Raw genomic sequence first — 14,767 nt, forward strand, 5'->3', positions numbered from 1 at the left:
GGGTGGGCCGGAACCCTCCCGCTGGATGTGTTTCTTGGGGGGTCAGGCCGCGGCTTGCGCGCGCAGCTTTTCCTTCAGCTCAAGCCGCCGCGCATGAAGCACCGGTTCAGTATAGCCCGAGGGCAGTTCATGCCCTTTGAACACCAGATCGCAGGCCGCCTGGAACGCAACACCGTCAAACCCCGGCGCCATAGGCACGTAGACCGGATCCTCGGCGTTCTGGCGATCGACGACCTCTGCCATCCGGCGCATCGTGTCCATGACCTGATCTTCTGAAACGATATCGTGGTGCAGCCAGTTCGCGATGTGCTGCGAGCTGATCCGGCAGGTCGCACGATCCTCCATCAGGCCGACATCATTGATGTCCGGCACCTTGGAACACCCAACACCCTGATCGATCCAGCGCACGACATACCCGAGGATGCCCTGAGCGTTGTTTTCGACTTCACGATTGATTTGCGCATCGGTCCATTTGCGGAAGGATGCGAGCGGGATCTCCAGCAAGCCGTCCACATGCGCGCGCCGCCCGCCGGCCTTCAATTTGGCCTGCACGGCAAACACATCGCAGCGATGATAATGCAGCGCGTGGAGCGTCGCCGCGGTCGGGCTTGGCACCCAGGCGCAATTCGCCCCGGCGCGCGGATGCTCGATCTTGGTGTCCAGCATATCGGCCATCTTGTCTGGGGCGGCCCACATGCCCTTGCCGATCTGCGCCTTGCCGGACAGCCCGCATTCCAGACCGATATCGACATTGCGGTTCTCGTAGGCGCTGATCCAGCCCTTGCGCTTGATGAAATCCTTGCGGCTGAATGGCCCCGCCTCCATCGAGGTGTGAATCTCGTCGCCTGTCCGGTCGAGGAACCCCGTGTTGATGAACGCCACCCGCGATTTCGCCGCGCGAATACACTCCTTGAGGTTGACGGAGGTGCGGCGCTCTTCGTCCATGATGCCGATCTTGACGGTATTCTGCGGCAGACCGAGTGCGGCCTCCACCGCCGTGAAGGTGTCATCGGCGAAGGCAACCTCGTCGGGACCGTGCATCTTGGGTTTCACAACATAAACCGACCCCTTGACCGAGTTGCCACCATCCCGTTTCAGATCGTGCATCGCGATGAGCGTGGTGATCATCGCGTCCATCAGTCCCTCGTAGACCTCCTGCCCCTCGGCATCGAGGATCGCGGGGTTGGTCATCAGATGCCCGACATTGCGCACCAGCAGCAACGCGCGCCCCTTGACGGTCAAATCAGTGCCATCGGGGGCGGTATAAACACGGTCGGGATTGAGCGCGCGCGTGATCGTCTTGCCGCCCTTTTCGAAGCTTTCCTCCAGATCGCCGCGCATCAGGCCTAACCAGTTCGAATAGGCCTGCACCTTGTCTTCGGCATCCACGCACGCGACCGAGTCTTCGCAATCCATGATCGCGCTGACCGCGGCCTCCATCCGTACATCTGCAAGCCCGGCCTGATCACGTGCGCCGATGGGATGCGCGCGGTCGAAAACCAGTTCCACATGCAGCCCGTTGTTGACCAGCAGCACCGCATCCGGCGCCATCGCCTTGCCACGGAACCCGGCGAATTTCGACGGATCCTCCAGCGGCAGGTCATCGGCCAGCAGCACGCCGTCCTTGACGTGGTAGCGGCGCACGTCCGAATGGCTCTTGCCCTTGACCGGGAACGCCTCGTCCAGAAAAGACCGTGCGCGGGCGACGACCCTGCCACCCCGACCGCGTTCATACCCGCCCGCGGGCGGCAGCGAGCCCATTGCATCCGTGCCATATAGCGCATCATAGAGCGACCCCCACCGCGCATTCGCCGCGTTCAGTGCATAACGCGCATTGGTTATCGGCACCACGAGCTGTGGCCCGGGAACCGAGGCGAACTCCGGATCGGTGTTGGTCGTCTCTATCTCGAAATGATCGCCCTCGGGCACCATGTAGCCGATGTCATAGAGTAATTGTTTGTACGCCTCGTGGTCATGGGGGCGGTCGCGATTGTCCCGGTGCCATGCGTCAATCGTGGCCTGCAAATCATCACGTCTGTCCAGCAGCGCCCGGTTTGTCGGGGTCTTGTCCGCCACCAGTTTGGCAAAGCCCGCCCAGAATGTCTCCGCACTGACATCGGTGCCCGGCAACGCCTGCGTCTCGATGAACTCCACCAACGGCTGCGCAACCTGCAACCCGCTCCGATCCAGCCTGTCCATGACGGCCTCCCCGATTTGTTCCGCGCCCGCACGCGCGGGCGGTATACCACTGCGCACAGCGATTATGGAAAAGGTTTCCGATAGGCAACAGCAGATCGCGAAATTGGTCTCAAATTCCGACCAAAACCCGGCCCGACTGCAACAAAGTTACCCCCGGGAGGAGGATTGACCCGACCCGCGCCCGGTTTTGCGGCACCGCTCGGAACAATATTTCACCTGCTCCCAATCGCGTGCCCACTTCTTGCGCCACGTAAAGGACAGCCCGCAGGCGGCACAGGTCTTGCTCGGCAGGTCGGATTTGCGGCGCATCTTGGCCATCAGAGGTCGAGGCTCATCTGGCGCGTATCGCTGGCCTTCCGCCGCCCGCGTGCGCGCGGCGCGCGGTCATTGACGAACCGGCCCGCGCGGTCCTTGCGGCTTGCGTGCTTGTCGATGACCCGCGCGGCAACCTCCGCGAACCCGGGCGCGCGGCGCACGGCCCAGACCCGGTCGCGCGCGGCCGCTGCGGCTGCTTTGATATCGACGATCGGCGCTGGATAGATCCGGTCCAGCACGCGGCCCGCCCCCTCCCACAGCCACGGCTCCTGCAGGTGCGCGTCGGGCACGTCGGCCAGTTCCGGCACCCAGCGGCGCGTGAAGGCGCCTGTCGGGTCCTGATCGTGCCCTTGCTTGACCGGGTTGTAGATCCGCACCGTGTTCATACCGGTCGTCCCCGATTGCATCTGCATCTGGCTCCAGTGGATGCCGGGTTCGTAATCGGTGAACCGCCGCGCAAGCACGGGCCCGGTCTGCCGCCAGTCGAGCCACAGGTGGTACGACGCCACCGCCACCAGCATCGACCGCATCCGGAAATTCAGCCAGCCAGTCTGTGTCAGGTATCGCATGCAGGCATCGACGAACGGCAAACCCGTCTGCCCATCGGCCCACGCCGCAAAGCGCGCTGCATCGCCGTCACGCGGGCGGAGGCCTTCGTAGGCCGGATGCAGGCACTGGACTTCCAGTGCCGGTTCATCCTCCAGCTTCTGGGTAAAATGATCGCGCCACGCCAGCCGCGCCTCGAACGACTTCATCGCCGCCGCCCAGCCATCGCGCGCACCTTTGGTTTCCGCTTTGCGGGCCGCCCCGGCCTGTGCTGCCTCCCGCACCGACAACGTGCCGAAGGCCAGATGCGGCGACAGCCGCGAGCACGCGGTTTCCCCTGCAAGCGGCGATGACATCGCGCGGCGATAATCCTGGCCCCGTTCGGTGAGAAAACCGCCCAGAAGGTGCAGCGCAGCGGCCCGCCCCCCGCGCTGACGATCCGGGCACGGATCGGGTGCCAAGCCTAGCGCGGCTGCGGTCGGTACCGGGTCCGAGGGCGCCGACACGCCGCGCAGCCCCTGTGGAACGGCGTCCTGCGGACGCGCAATCGCTGCATCGCGCAAACCGGCCCAGCCGTCACGGGATGCCAAGCGTCGCACAACACCGATCTGCGGAACCTGCGTCCACGCAACGCCAGACCCCCGCGCCCAGGCCGCAACCGCCCGGTCGCGCGCGTAACTCCAGCCGTTGCCGGTCTCCTCATGGCTGATGATCTCGGCGACCGCATGGGACGCACACAGGTCGGACAGAACGGAAACGGCCTCTCCGACCCGCACCACCAAAGGCACCCCAAGACGTGCGAAATCGCCTGCCACATCGTGCAGGCATTCCGCCACGAAGTCCCATTGCCGGGCGGAGGCGTCAGGCTGTGCCCACCCGTCCGGTTCAGCGATGTAGACCGGAATTACAGACCGTCCGCGCGCCGCGGCAAGCGTCAGGGCTGGATTATCCTCAACCCGCAAGTCGCGCTTGAGCCAATATAGGGTGGTCGCCTCCATGCGCCTGACCTAGCCAGCCGCCGGGGCAGGTCAACAGGCGCGTTGCCTACAACCGACCCACCGCAGAACGCCGCAAACATCTGTCGACTGCCGCGCCGCCATGTGCGCCAGCGAGGGTGCCCGGCTCAGGCGCGCTCCGGCCTGCGCCCCTTGCGGCGCGCAACAGCCAAACCGCCCATGCCGCTCAGCAGGAGCCAAAGCCCCGCAGGCAAGGGCACAGGCGGCACATCCGCCATCCCGGCCACATTGCGCACGAACTGCCGTTCATCCGCGCCCGGTTTCGATCCGAAGGAGTTCACATCCGCGAACGCAAAGATGCGGCCCTGTCCGAACACGGAGCCGACAACGCTCGGCTTGCCATCGGTGGTCGCATAGGCGGTGAACCCATCCGCCGCGTAATACCCGCCCTTGTTCTGCGAATAGGTTGCCCCCAGAAGGGAGCCGGTCATCAGCGGATCGGCCATCGACGTCCATGTCCCCCCACTGATCTGCGCATCCATAAGCGTCAGCCCGAAGGGCGACAGCCATGTGTTGACGTTGGCATCAAACCCCATGTCGTCGCCGATCACGATCAGCGTGCCGCCCGCCATGACCCAGGATTTCAGGGCGCCCTGCTCCAACGTCGTCGCCGCACCTGCGGATTTCTGGTCCAGATGCGGCAAGCCGGTGAAAAACAGATCAACGTCCGACAGATAACTCGCCGTCACCTCCGGGGTGCCGGCTTTCACCGTGTGTCCGTCACTCTCCAGATCCGACCGAAGCGTCTGAAACAGTGCCCCGGTCAACGCATACCCGCCCTTGTTGTGGCCGATATGGACCCGCTCCGCGCTCAGGCTGCCGATCGTCGCCGCCTGCACGGCCAGACAACTCAGAAACAGGCAAACCGCGCTCACCAGCGTTACTTTACTCATGTCACACACTTTCATCACCAAGGGGTCAACAGGTACCTGACCGCCCAGAAAACGCCAAATTTCGCCTCTCCATTGGTTCCAGCCCGGAAACGCAACCGCATAATCGGGGTGATAACCATGATCCCCGGGACGACGGACCCCTCGTCGCCGCCCCGAGAACGCGAAATCAGGCATTTCTGTGCATGTGAAAACGCTGGTGGCGCGGGGACCGCGTCTTTAGGGTGCTGGCATCAACCACAGGAGCATTCATGCGCGACGCGAGCCCGCAGCAGACCCCACAAGCGATCCATCTTCGGGATTACACGCCCTTTCCCTTCCATGTGGCGCATGTCGGGCTGACCTTCTGGCTGGCCCCGCAGGCCACGCGCGTGCGTTCCGAAATCCGGTTCGAGCCAAAGGGGCCGAAATCCGACCTGCGACTGGATGGAGAGGCCCTGAAACTGGTTTCTGCGGCCATTGATGACGTGCCGCTCGATCTGGCCCTCGACGATACCGGTGTGACGGTCCCTGCTGCCAGCCTGCCCGACCGCCCCTTCACCTGGACCGCCGAGGTAGAAATCAATCCCTCCGAGAACACCGCGCTCGAAGGGCTCTACATGTCAAAGGGGATGTATTGCACCCAGTGCGAGGCCGAGGGGTTCCGCAAGATCACCCTGTATCCCGACCGCCCCGATGTGATGGCGCCTTTTGATGTAACGATCCATGCCGACCCGTCCGGCTCGACGCCGGTGCTGCTCTCCAACGGCAACCCGACTGGCGATGGCACATGGCATGATCCCTGGCCGAAACCGGCCTACCTGTTCGCCCTCGTCGCCGGGGAACTCGTCGCTGTCGAGGATAGCTTCACAACCCGATCGGGCCGCGATGTTGCGCTCAAGATCTGGGTCCGCCCGGGGGATGAGGGGAAATGCGCCTACGCGATGGATGCGCTCAAACGCTCCATGCGGTGGGATGAAACCGAGTACGGTCGTGAGTACGACCTCGACATCTTCCAGATCGTCGCCGTGGACGATTTCAACATGGGCGCGATGGAGAACAAGGGGCTGAACATCTTCAACTCCAAATACGTGCTCGCCAGCCCGGAAACCGCGACAGACCGCGACTACGAGCTGATCGAAGGGATCATCGCGCACGAATACTTCCACAACTGGACCGGCAACCGCATCACCTGCCGCGACTGGTTCCAGCTCTGCCTGAAAGAGGGCCTGACCGTCTTCCGCGATCAGCAGTTCTCGGGCGACATGCGCTCCCACGCGGTCAAACGGATCGAGGATGTGCTGCAACTCCGCGCCCGCCAGTTCCGCGAGGATGCAGGCCCCCTCGCCCACCCCGTCCGCCCCGAAAGCTATATCGAAATCAACAACTTCTACACTGCAACGGTCTATGAAAAAGGCGCCGAGGTGATCGGCATGCTGCGTACGCTCATCGGACCGGAGGCGTACCGCAAGGGCTGCGACCTCTATTTTGATCGCCATGATGGACAGGCCTGCACGATCGAGGACTGGATCAAAGTGTTCGAAGATGCGACCGGCACGGACCTGAACCAGTTCGCACTCTGGTACCGGCAGGCGGGCACCCCGCGCGTCGACGTGTCAGAAGCCTGGTCGGCCAAAGAGGGGGGCGGCACCTATACGCTCACCTTCCGGCAGGAGACGCCCCGCACGCCCGGCCAGGCCGACAAGGACCCGCAAGTCATCCCCCTGCGCACCGGGCTTCTGGCCCGCGACGGGCGCGAACTGATCCCCGAACAGGTGCTTGAGCTGACAGAGCGCACCCAATCCTTCCGCTTCACCGACCTGCCCGAGCGCCCCATCCCGTCGCTCAATCGCGGGTTTTCGGCCCCCATTGTCCTGACGCGCGCCGACAGCACCGAAGACCGCCTGATCCGCTTTGCCCATGACAGCGATCCGTTCAACCGGTTCGAGGCCGGGCGCACCTTGTCCAAGACCGTGCTGATCAAGATGCTGACCGACGGTTCGGAGGCGCCTGCGGCGTACCTCGACGCCCTGCATGCGGTTGCCACCGACGATACGCTTGACCCGGCCTTCCGCGCCCTCGCTCTGGCCCTACCGTCGGAGGATGATCTGGCCCAGACCCTTGCCGAAGGCGACCAGACCCCGGACCCCGTGGCGATCCACACCACCCGCCGCGCCCTGCTGCGCGCCGTGGCCGCGCATATGGAGCCGGTGCTGGACCCGCTCTACGATGCAATGGCGGTGCCTGGACCCTACACGCCCGAGGCGCAGGCCGCCGGAAAACGCGCGCTGCGCAGCACGGCCCTGCGTCTTCTGTCCGAACGCGACGGTGGCGCGCGCGCCAAGGCGCAATTCGCCGCCGCGGACAACATGACCGAGCAGCTCAGCGCCTTCTCAAGCCTGCTCGGCATCGGTCAGGGGGCTGCCGCAACTGATGCGTTTTATGCGCAATGGTCCGCGGACCGTCTGGTGATGGACAAGTGGTTCTCCCTCCAGGTCTCGCTCGCCGCGCCAGAAGATGCAGTCACGACCTGCAAACGCCTGACCGAGCACGCGGATTTCGACTGGAAGAATCCCAACCGCTTCCGCTCCACGCTCGGCGCGCTGGCGATGAACCCTGCCGGGTTCCACGATCCGTCGGGCGACGGGTATACGCTCTTTGCCGACTGGCTGATCCGGCTCGACGCGCTCAACCCGCAAACCACCGCCCGCATGTCCACCGCGTTCGAGACTTGGCGGCGCTACGACGAAAACCGGCAAACCCGTATCCGGATCGAACTGGAGCGGATCGCCGGTACGCCGGGCCTGTCCCGTGACACGACGGAAATGGTGGGCCGTATCCTGCGCGCCTGACCCCCCGGCCCACCATTCCGATTGCGCGGCCCGGCACATACCGTCAAAAGGTCGCCTTCCGTCGCCCTCGAAACGGCGCTAGAAGGCGCCTACGTTGCGAAAGGGCCCGCCCCCATGAAGAAATTCGTTGCCGCCAAACTGCACGGCATCACCGTGACAGAGGCTGATCTGGACTATCACGGCTCGATCACGCTGGACCCCGACCATGCGGAAGCCGCCGGCATCCTGCCGATGGAATTCGTCGATATCTGGAACAAGGCCTCCGGCGCGCGGATCTCCACCTATGTCATCTATGGCGCGCGGGGCTCGCGCTGCTGCGTTCTGAACGGCGCCGCCGCACGCACCTGTCAGGTCGGCGATCAGGTTATCATCGCCTCCTCTGATTTTCTGGAGGCTGAGGCAGCGTTCGACATCGCGCCCACCGTGCTGACCTTCACGCCGGATAACGAGGTTGACGAGATCCTGACCTACAAGGCCAGCCGCGACGCGCAGGGGCGCATCAGCTTCGACATCCTCAAGGACGAAGCGCCCCAGCCCATCCCGTACCGCGCCAAGGGCCACTGACCCCCGGGTCCAGTCCGCAAGCGGCACGGGGAGTGCGCGGGGCCGGCCCCGCATAGAGACCACGCGTAACGCCATGCCCGGCGTCAGCTTTCGTAGCGCGTATTGCCCCGCCGGTTGGCGTCCAGCTTCAACTCCATATGCAAGGGCTGGTGCGCGCGTTGCCCGCAGTTCTGACGTGGGCAAAGCTGGCAGTTGATCCCGATCTTCGCAAACAGACCCTTTTCCGAGAACCGGTAGGGGTTGGCGTACCCGATGCGCTCGGCATGGCTCATCTCGCACCCCAGCGCCACCGCCAGCCTGCGCTCCTGCGTGCTGCGGCTGTAAACGGGTCGGTCCGTCGTGCGTGAGATCGTAAAGAACTGCACCCCGTCCGGCAGTTCCACGAACTGCGGCAGGATCACCCCGGGCGAACGGAACGTGTCATGGATGTTCCAGACCGGACAAGCCCCGCCATACTCCGCCAATTGGAACGAGGTTGAGTTGAACCGCTTCGACACGTTCCCGGCCTTGTCGATGCGCAGGAAAAAGAACGGCACGCCCTTGGCCCCGTCCCTCTGCAACGTCGTCAACCGATGGCAGACCTGCTCGAAACTGACCGAACAGGCGGCGGCGATCCGGTCCACGTCATAGGCGGTGCGTTCGGCCAGATCGAGCACCTTGTCATAGGGCATCAACAGGGCTGCCGCGAAGTAATTCGCCAACTCAACCCGGCAGCGGGCCAGCCCCGCCTCCTCTCGCAGACCGGCATCCGCCACAAGCCCATCCAGAACGGTTGAGAATTCGACCAGTCCCAGCACATGGGCCAACTGGAATATCCGGTTCGGATGGTCCAGCGCCTCCGACAAACGCAGCATCCGCCGCTCCGCATCGTAGATGCGCAGGGACTTGCCCATATCGAGGATCCGCTCCAGCCGCACCTCGATCCCGTGGCGCGCCGCCAGTCGGTCCTTCAGATCCGCATACACATCGTCCTCCCGCCCCGGCATTTCGTGCCGGACGGTTTCGGCGGCGTGCTCCAATTCCGCGAAATGGTTGGAATGGTTTCGGAAGAAATCATGAATGATCGTTTCGGGTACCGAGGCGACAAGATCCGGCAACCCGCCGCCGGACCCCATGCGCATGACCTTCTCCATGGTCGTGCGATGGGTGTGATGCAGATGCAGGAACCGGTCGACCAGGCCGGGTGCATGGTCCAGCGCGGCACGCAATTCCTGCAGGTCGGGCGCCTTGTCGTCAAAGACCGGGTCCTGCATCGCATAGCGCAGGTCGGTCAGCCGTGCCGCGCTGTCATCCTTGATCAGATCGCGCCAGTCCACGTTGTAGGTTTCGGTCAGTGCCATCAGCATCTGCACCGACAGCGCGCGCTGATTGTTCTCAAGCAGGTTCACGTAAGCGGGGCTGACACTCAGCGCACGCGCCATTTCTGCCTGCGTCTGTTTGCGGTCCCGCCGCAACTGGCGCAGACGCGGCCCCACGAGTGTCTTGCGCATCCCGATCCTCCCCGATCCCGACCGCCGAAGTTAACAACATTACAGAAAATCTGTTTGTTGTCACGACACATAACACACAAACCCGTTTTGAGGTGAATTCCTCGACATCCCGCCCCATGTTCTCGCTCACCCCGATAGTCGTGGCCCACCACCGCGCCCACCGGGTCAGGAAAGTCATTCAGGGAGGATACGTAATGACGTTCAACTTTACCCGCCGTGCCGCCATGGCCATCGCCGCTGCCGCCACCGCATCGCTGGCGACCCCGGCGCTTGCCGACAGCGATGACTGGCAGCCCAACAAGCCTGTCGAGATGGTCATCATGGCCGGACAGGGCGGAGGCGCGGACCGTCTTGCGCGTCTGTTCCAGTCGATCATCCAAAAAGAGAACCTTGCCTCCATGCCGGTCCTGCCGGTGAACAAGGGCGGCGGCTCGGGCGCGGAAGCCCTGCGGTATCTGAAGGACAAGGAAGGCGACGCGCATGTGATCATGGCGACGCTCAACTCCTACTACACCACCCCAATCCGCACCGATATCGGCGTCGATATCGAGGAATTCACACCGCTCGCGCGCATGGCGCTCGACACCTTCGTGCTCTGGGTCAACGCCGACAGCGACATCCAGACGCTCGATGACTACGTCGAGGCCGTAAAGGCCGCTGGCGGCACCTGGAAAATGGGCGGCACCGGCACCGGTCAGGAAGACAGCCTCGTGACCGCGATGCTGGAAAAGGAATTCGGCATCAAGCACACCTACGTGCCCTTCAAAGGGGGCGGCACCGTGGCCAAGAACCTCGTTGGCGGCCATATCGACAGCACCGTGAACAACCCGTCCGAGCAGATGGGCTTCTGGCAGGCTGGCAAGTCCCGCCCGATCGCGGCCTTTACTGCAGACCGGATCGACGTGTTCCCGGACGTGCCCACCGCCACCGAACTGGGCCATGACATCGTTTACACGATGCAGCGCTCCTTCGTTGGTCCCAAGGACATGCCGGCCGAGGCCGTGGCCTATTACACCGCCATGTTCGAACAGCTCAGCCAGTCCGAAGAATGGCAGACCTACACCTCGGAAAAGGCCCTCGTTCCCGATTTCCTGACAGGTGATGCATTGCAGGCCTACTTCCTTGAGGAGCGTGCCCTGCACGCAGCAATCCTCTCGGACATGGAAGGCGAATCAGGTTCCTGAGCGCTCCCCGCTTGGGACTTTCCGGGGCGGGCTGTCCTTTGTGGCAGCCCGCCTTCGGGCACACGAAACGGCTATAGCATTATAGGGGAGTGTCATGCTGAAAGCTGAAAACATCATCGCCGTGGGGCTGATGGGACTGTCGATCTACTTCATGATCCACGCCACCGTCCTGCCGATCGGCTGGGTGGAATTCGAAGGCCCCGGGGGTGGGGCGTTCCCGTTCTGGCTCTCGGCAGTCATGCTCCTGGCCGCTGCCGGTATCCTGTTCAAGTCGATCCGCGAGGGCATCCCGGAAGATGCCGAGCCGTTCTTCGATCCCGACACGCGCCGTGCCGTCGCCTCGGTCGCCATTGCGCTTCTGGTCACAATCGGGCTGATCCCGCTGGTCGGAGCCTACGTTGCGATCCCGCTGTTCCTTGTCTGGTACCTGCGCTTTTTCGGCGGCCACGGCTGGACACTGACGGCGATCCTGACAGTCGCGACCCCGGTGTTCGTGTTCTTCTTCTTCGAGGTCACGCTGCGCATCCTGCTGCCCAAGGGCTTCACGGAACCGCTGTTCTTCCCGCTCTACGCGATCTTCTTCTAAGCAAGCCCCCGGAGTCACCCAATGGATATTCTCGCGCTTCTGGCGGACGGGTTTGCAACCTCGTTATCGCCGCTCAACATCTTCATCGTCCTGATCGGCGTCACGGTCGGCCTCTTCATCGGCGCCATGCCTGGTCTGGGGTCGGTCAACGGTGTGGCCATCGTGCTGCCGCTGACGTTCATCGTGCCGCCCTCGTCGGCCATCATCCTGCTCTGTGCGATCTACTACGGGGCCATGTATGGCGGCGCGGTCAGTTCGATCCTTCTGGGTATTCCCGGCGCCTCCACCGCGGTGGCGACCACGTTCGATGGCCGCCCGATGGCGCAGAAAGGCCAGGCCGGGCTCGCCCTGATCGCGGCGGCTGTCGCGTCCTTTATCGGCGGCACCATCTCCGTCGTGCTCTTCACGCTCTTTGCCGCCCCGCTCGCGGATCTGGCGCTCGCGTTCGGACCAGCAGAGGAATTCGCGCTGGTGCTGCTCGCCTTCACGACCTTTGTGGGCCTCGGTGGCGATGACGTGCTCAAGACAATCGTGATGATCTGCCTCGGCCTGGTGCTGTCGACGGTCGGGCTGGACCTGATCTCGGGGCAGCCACGGCTGATTTTCGGCGACCTGCCGGGGTTTTATTCCGGCATCTCGTTCCTCGTGCTCGCCATTGGCGTCTACGGTATCGGAGAGGTCCTGCACACCATCGAGACCTCAAAGTCCGCGCCGCAGGTCACACCCGCGAAGATCACGTTTTCCGAATTGGGCGCCGGCCTGAAGCGGATGAACCAGCTGTGGAAGACCATGTCGATCGGCTCGTTCCTGGGCTTCTTCGTCGGCATGCTGCCCGCCGCAGGCGCGACCCCGGCCTCGCTTATGGCCTACGGGATCGCCAAGACCACGTCGAAAAACAGCGACCGGTTCGGAAAGGGCGAGATCGAGGGCGTCGCCGCGCCCGAGACCGCAAACAATGCCGCCTCCACCGGCTCGCTTCTGCCGATGCTGACGCTCGGCATTCCCGGGTCGCCCACCACGGCGCTTCTGCTGGGTGGGATGGTGATGTGGGGCCTCGTGCCCGGTCCGATGCTGTTCATCGAACAACCCGATTTCGTCTGGGGCCTGATCAGTTCGCTCTATACGGCCAACTTCGCCGCCGTGCTGATCAACCTCGCGCTGATCCCGCTCTTTGTCTGGGCTCTGCGGATGCCGTTTACGGTGCTCTGCGCGCTCGTGATGGTGCTGTGCATCGTCGGCGGCTACGCCCCCAGCCAGAAAATACATGATGTCTGGCTTATTGCCGCCTTTGGCATCGCGGGCTATCTGTTGCGCAAAGCCGACTATCCGCTGGCTCCGCTGGTGCTTGCACTGGTGCTCGGGCCGCTGATGGAAAAGAGCTTTCGCCAGACGCTGGTGGCCGAACAGGGCAACATCCTTGCCTTCGTGGAACGCCCGCTCTCGGCGACCTTCATGGCGCTGGCACTGATGTTCTTCTTGCTGCCGCTGTTGCAATACCTTCGCAAGCCGCGCGCCAAGCGCATGCCTGCGGAGTAGGAAAGAAAAACGGGGAGACACATCAATGGCAACCACCTATGCCGCGCTTATCGCTGCGCATCCTGACGGCGCGCCCGCCATAGGGGCACCGGACCGGCCCTGGCTCGACTATGCCGGACTGCGTGCCCAGACCGAGGCCACCCGCACCGCCCTGCACGCCGCAGGCGTCGGGCGCGGCGACCGGGTCGCGATCGTGCTGCCGAACGGGCCGGAAATGGCCAGCGCCTTCGTCACGGTGGCGCAGGTCGCCACGACTGCCCCGTTGAACCCGTCCTACAAGCAGGAAGAGTTCGAGTTCTATCTGGAGGACCTGAAGGCCAAGGCGATCATCCTCGCTGACGGCTATGATGGTCCGGCGCTGGGGGCGGCGCGGAAATTCAACCTTCCGGTCCTGCGTCTGGCGTTCGAGGCAGACCAACCCGCAGGCACCTTCGTGCTGACGGCAGAAGGCAGCGCGGGCACCGCCGACACGGCTGCGCCCACGCCCGATGACGTTGCGCTGATCCTGCATACGTCCGGCACCACCTCGCGTCCCAAGATCGTGCCACTGCTGCAATCCAACGTCGCAGCTTCGGCCCATAACATCATGCAATCGCTGGAACTTTCCCCTGCGGATCGCTGCATGAATGTCATGCCGCTCTTTCACATTCACGGGCTCGTGGCGGCCGTCTCGGCCTCGCTCGCCGCGGGTGCCTCGATCTGGTGCACGGGCGGGTTCAACGCGCTCGCCTTCTTCGGTCAGCTGTCGACCTGCAAGCCCACATGGTACACCGCCGTGCCCACCATGCATCAGGCGATCCTCGCCCGCGCGGGCCGTAACGCCGAGATCATCAAGGACGCCAACCTGCGCTTTCTGCGGTCCTCTTCGGCCTCCTTGCCCGCACCCGTGATGGCCGAGTTGGAGAAGACTTTCGAGGCCCCGGTGATCGAAGGCTATGGCATGACCGAGGCGGCGCACCAGATGTGCTCGAACCCGCTTGGGATGGGCACGCAGAAACCGGGTGCCGTGGGTGTCGCCGCAGGCCCCGAGGTGCGCATCGCGCACGAAACGGACAACGCGCTGCTGCCCGATGACGCGACGGGCGAGATCGTGATCTCCGGCCCCAACGTCACGCCGGGCTACGAAGGCAACCCCGAGGCGAACGAGAAAAACTTCTTCGAGGCCGACGGCAAGCGCTGGTTCCGCACTGGCGACCAAGGCACGTTCGACAGCGACCGCTACCTGCACCTGACCGGTCGGTTGAAGGAAATCATCAACCGGGGCGGCGAGAAGGTCAGCCCGCTGGAGGTGGATGCGATCCTGCTGGAGCATCCCGAGATCGCGCAGGTCGTCACCTTTGCCCTGCCCCATCCCAAACTTGGGGAGGAAGTCGCCGCCGCTGTCGTTTTGACCGAAGGCTCCGCGCTGGACGAACGCGCGATCCGTGACTTCGCGGCCTCGCGCCTTGCGGATTTCAAGACGCCCCGCAAGGTCGTGATCCTCGACGAGTTGCCCAAAGGGGCGACCGGCAAGATCCAACGCATCGGCATGGCGGAAAAGCTCGGGCTCATCGAAAAGGCCGCCTGATCGCCTATACCGCTGACGGGCGCACCGGTTTGGAAGGACGGGT

11 protein-coding genes are annotated in these 14,767 nt (G+C 64.0%); 6 read left to right on the forward strand and 5 right to left on the reverse strand.

Going from position 1 to position 14,767, the window contains the following annotated elements; translation table 11 throughout:
* Positions 1-42: 42 nt before the first annotated feature.
* From ACP15N_RS15975 to ACP15N_RS15990, 4 genes are all read right to left on the reverse strand, one after another.
* Positions 43-2,199: a malate synthase G gene (locus ACP15N_RS15975; protein WP_425093327.1), complete on the reverse strand. Its 2,157-nt coding sequence runs from the start codon at positions 2,197-2,199 to the stop codon at positions 43-45.
* A 147-nt stretch (positions 2,200-2,346) separates the two neighbouring features.
* Complete coding sequence (locus ACP15N_RS15980; RefSeq protein WP_425093328.1) at positions 2,347-2,517, reverse strand: DUF2256 domain-containing protein; 171 nt, start codon at positions 2,515-2,517, stop codon at positions 2,347-2,349.
* Positions 2,517-4,058 (reverse strand): FAD-binding domain-containing protein, encoded by a 1,542-nt coding sequence (locus tag ACP15N_RS15985; protein WP_425093329.1) that lies wholly within the window; start codon positions 4,056-4,058, stop codon positions 2,517-2,519. The genes ACP15N_RS15980 and ACP15N_RS15985 overlap by 1 nt, the downstream gene beginning before the upstream one ends.
* A gap of 125 nt (positions 4,059-4,183) precedes the next feature.
* The gene (locus tag ACP15N_RS15990) at positions 4,184-4,969 is read right to left on the reverse strand and encodes a VPLPA-CTERM sorting domain-containing protein (protein ID WP_425093330.1); all 786 of its coding nucleotides are present in this window, start codon (positions 4,967-4,969) and stop codon (positions 4,184-4,186) included.
* A gap of 248 nt (positions 4,970-5,217) precedes the next feature.
* On the opposite strand from ACP15N_RS15990, the gene pepN reads away from it, so the two are divergent.
* Positions 5,218-7,797, forward strand: coding sequence for an aminopeptidase N (pepN, locus tag ACP15N_RS15995; protein WP_425093331.1), 2,580 nt, complete (start codon positions 5,218-5,220; stop codon positions 7,795-7,797).
* A gap of 114 nt (positions 7,798-7,911) precedes the next feature.
* Positions 7,912-8,361, forward strand: a complete 450-nt coding sequence (gene panD, locus ACP15N_RS16000; RefSeq protein WP_425093332.1) for an aspartate 1-decarboxylase — start codon at positions 7,912-7,914, stop codon at positions 8,359-8,361.
* Between the two features lie 83 nt (positions 8,362-8,444).
* Here panD and ACP15N_RS16005 read toward each other — a convergent pair whose 3' ends face one another.
* Positions 8,445-9,851, reverse strand: a complete 1,407-nt coding sequence (locus ACP15N_RS16005; protein WP_425093333.1) for a helix-turn-helix domain-containing protein — start codon at positions 9,849-9,851, stop codon at positions 8,445-8,447.
* A gap of 194 nt (positions 9,852-10,045) precedes the next feature.
* Between ACP15N_RS16005 and ACP15N_RS16010 the strand changes: the two genes are divergently transcribed.
* The 4 genes from ACP15N_RS16010 (at position 10,046) to ACP15N_RS16025 (ending at position 14,724) form a co-directional block, all read left to right on the forward strand.
* The gene (locus tag ACP15N_RS16010) at positions 10,046-11,035 is read left to right on the forward strand and encodes a tripartite tricarboxylate transporter substrate binding protein (protein ID WP_425093334.1); all 990 of its coding nucleotides are present in this window, start codon (positions 10,046-10,048) and stop codon (positions 11,033-11,035) included.
* 94 nt (positions 11,036-11,129) lie between these two features.
* Positions 11,130-11,621: a tripartite tricarboxylate transporter TctB family protein gene (locus tag ACP15N_RS16015; protein ID WP_425093335.1), complete on the forward strand. Its 492-nt coding sequence runs from the start codon at positions 11,130-11,132 to the stop codon at positions 11,619-11,621.
* Between the two features lie 21 nt (positions 11,622-11,642).
* On the forward strand, positions 11,643-13,157 hold the full coding sequence (locus ACP15N_RS16020; RefSeq protein ID WP_425093336.1) for a tripartite tricarboxylate transporter permease: 1,515 nt from the start codon (positions 11,643-11,645) through the stop codon (positions 13,155-13,157).
* A gap of 25 nt (positions 13,158-13,182) precedes the next feature.
* Positions 13,183-14,724 (forward strand): acyl--CoA ligase, encoded by a 1,542-nt coding sequence (locus ACP15N_RS16025; protein WP_425093337.1) that lies wholly within the window; start codon positions 13,183-13,185, stop codon positions 14,722-14,724.
* The last annotated feature ends 43 nt before the right edge of the window (positions 14,725-14,767 follow it).

It is taken from the genome of Tropicimonas sp. S265A (assembly GCF_049800835.1).
Taxonomy (GTDB): Bacteria; Pseudomonadota; Alphaproteobacteria; order Rhodobacterales; family Rhodobacteraceae; genus Dinoroseobacter.

Bases quoted from the DNA above. Each gene is read 5' to 3' on its own strand.
- ACP15N_RS15975 (WP_425093327.1), bottom strand. From the start codon at position 2,199: ATGGACAGGCTGGATCGGAGCGGGTTGCAGGTTGCGCAGCCGTTGGTG.
- ACP15N_RS15980 (WP_425093328.1), bottom strand. From the start codon at position 2,517: ATGGCCAAGATGCGCCGCAAATCCGACCTGCCGAGCAAGACCTGTGCC.
- ACP15N_RS15985 (WP_425093329.1), bottom strand. From the start codon at position 4,058: ATGGAGGCGACCACCCTATATTGGCTCAAGCGCGACTTGCGGGTTGAG.
- ACP15N_RS15990 (WP_425093330.1), bottom strand. From the start codon at position 4,969: ATGAGTAAAGTAACGCTGGTGAGCGCGGTTTGCCTGTTTCTGAGTTGT.
- pepN (WP_425093331.1), top strand. From the start codon at position 5,218: ATGCGCGACGCGAGCCCGCAGCAGACCCCACAAGCGATCCATCTTCGG.
- panD (WP_425093332.1), top strand. From the start codon at position 7,912: ATGAAGAAATTCGTTGCCGCCAAACTGCACGGCATCACCGTGACAGAG.
- ACP15N_RS16005 (WP_425093333.1), bottom strand. From the start codon at position 9,851: ATGCGCAAGACACTCGTGGGGCCGCGTCTGCGCCAGTTGCGGCGGGAC.
- ACP15N_RS16010 (WP_425093334.1), top strand. From the start codon at position 10,046: ATGACGTTCAACTTTACCCGCCGTGCCGCCATGGCCATCGCCGCTGCC.
- ACP15N_RS16015 (WP_425093335.1), top strand. From the start codon at position 11,130: ATGCTGAAAGCTGAAAACATCATCGCCGTGGGGCTGATGGGACTGTCG.
- ACP15N_RS16020 (WP_425093336.1), top strand. From the start codon at position 11,643: ATGGATATTCTCGCGCTTCTGGCGGACGGGTTTGCAACCTCGTTATCG.
- ACP15N_RS16025 (WP_425093337.1), top strand. From the start codon at position 13,183: ATGGCAACCACCTATGCCGCGCTTATCGCTGCGCATCCTGACGGCGCG.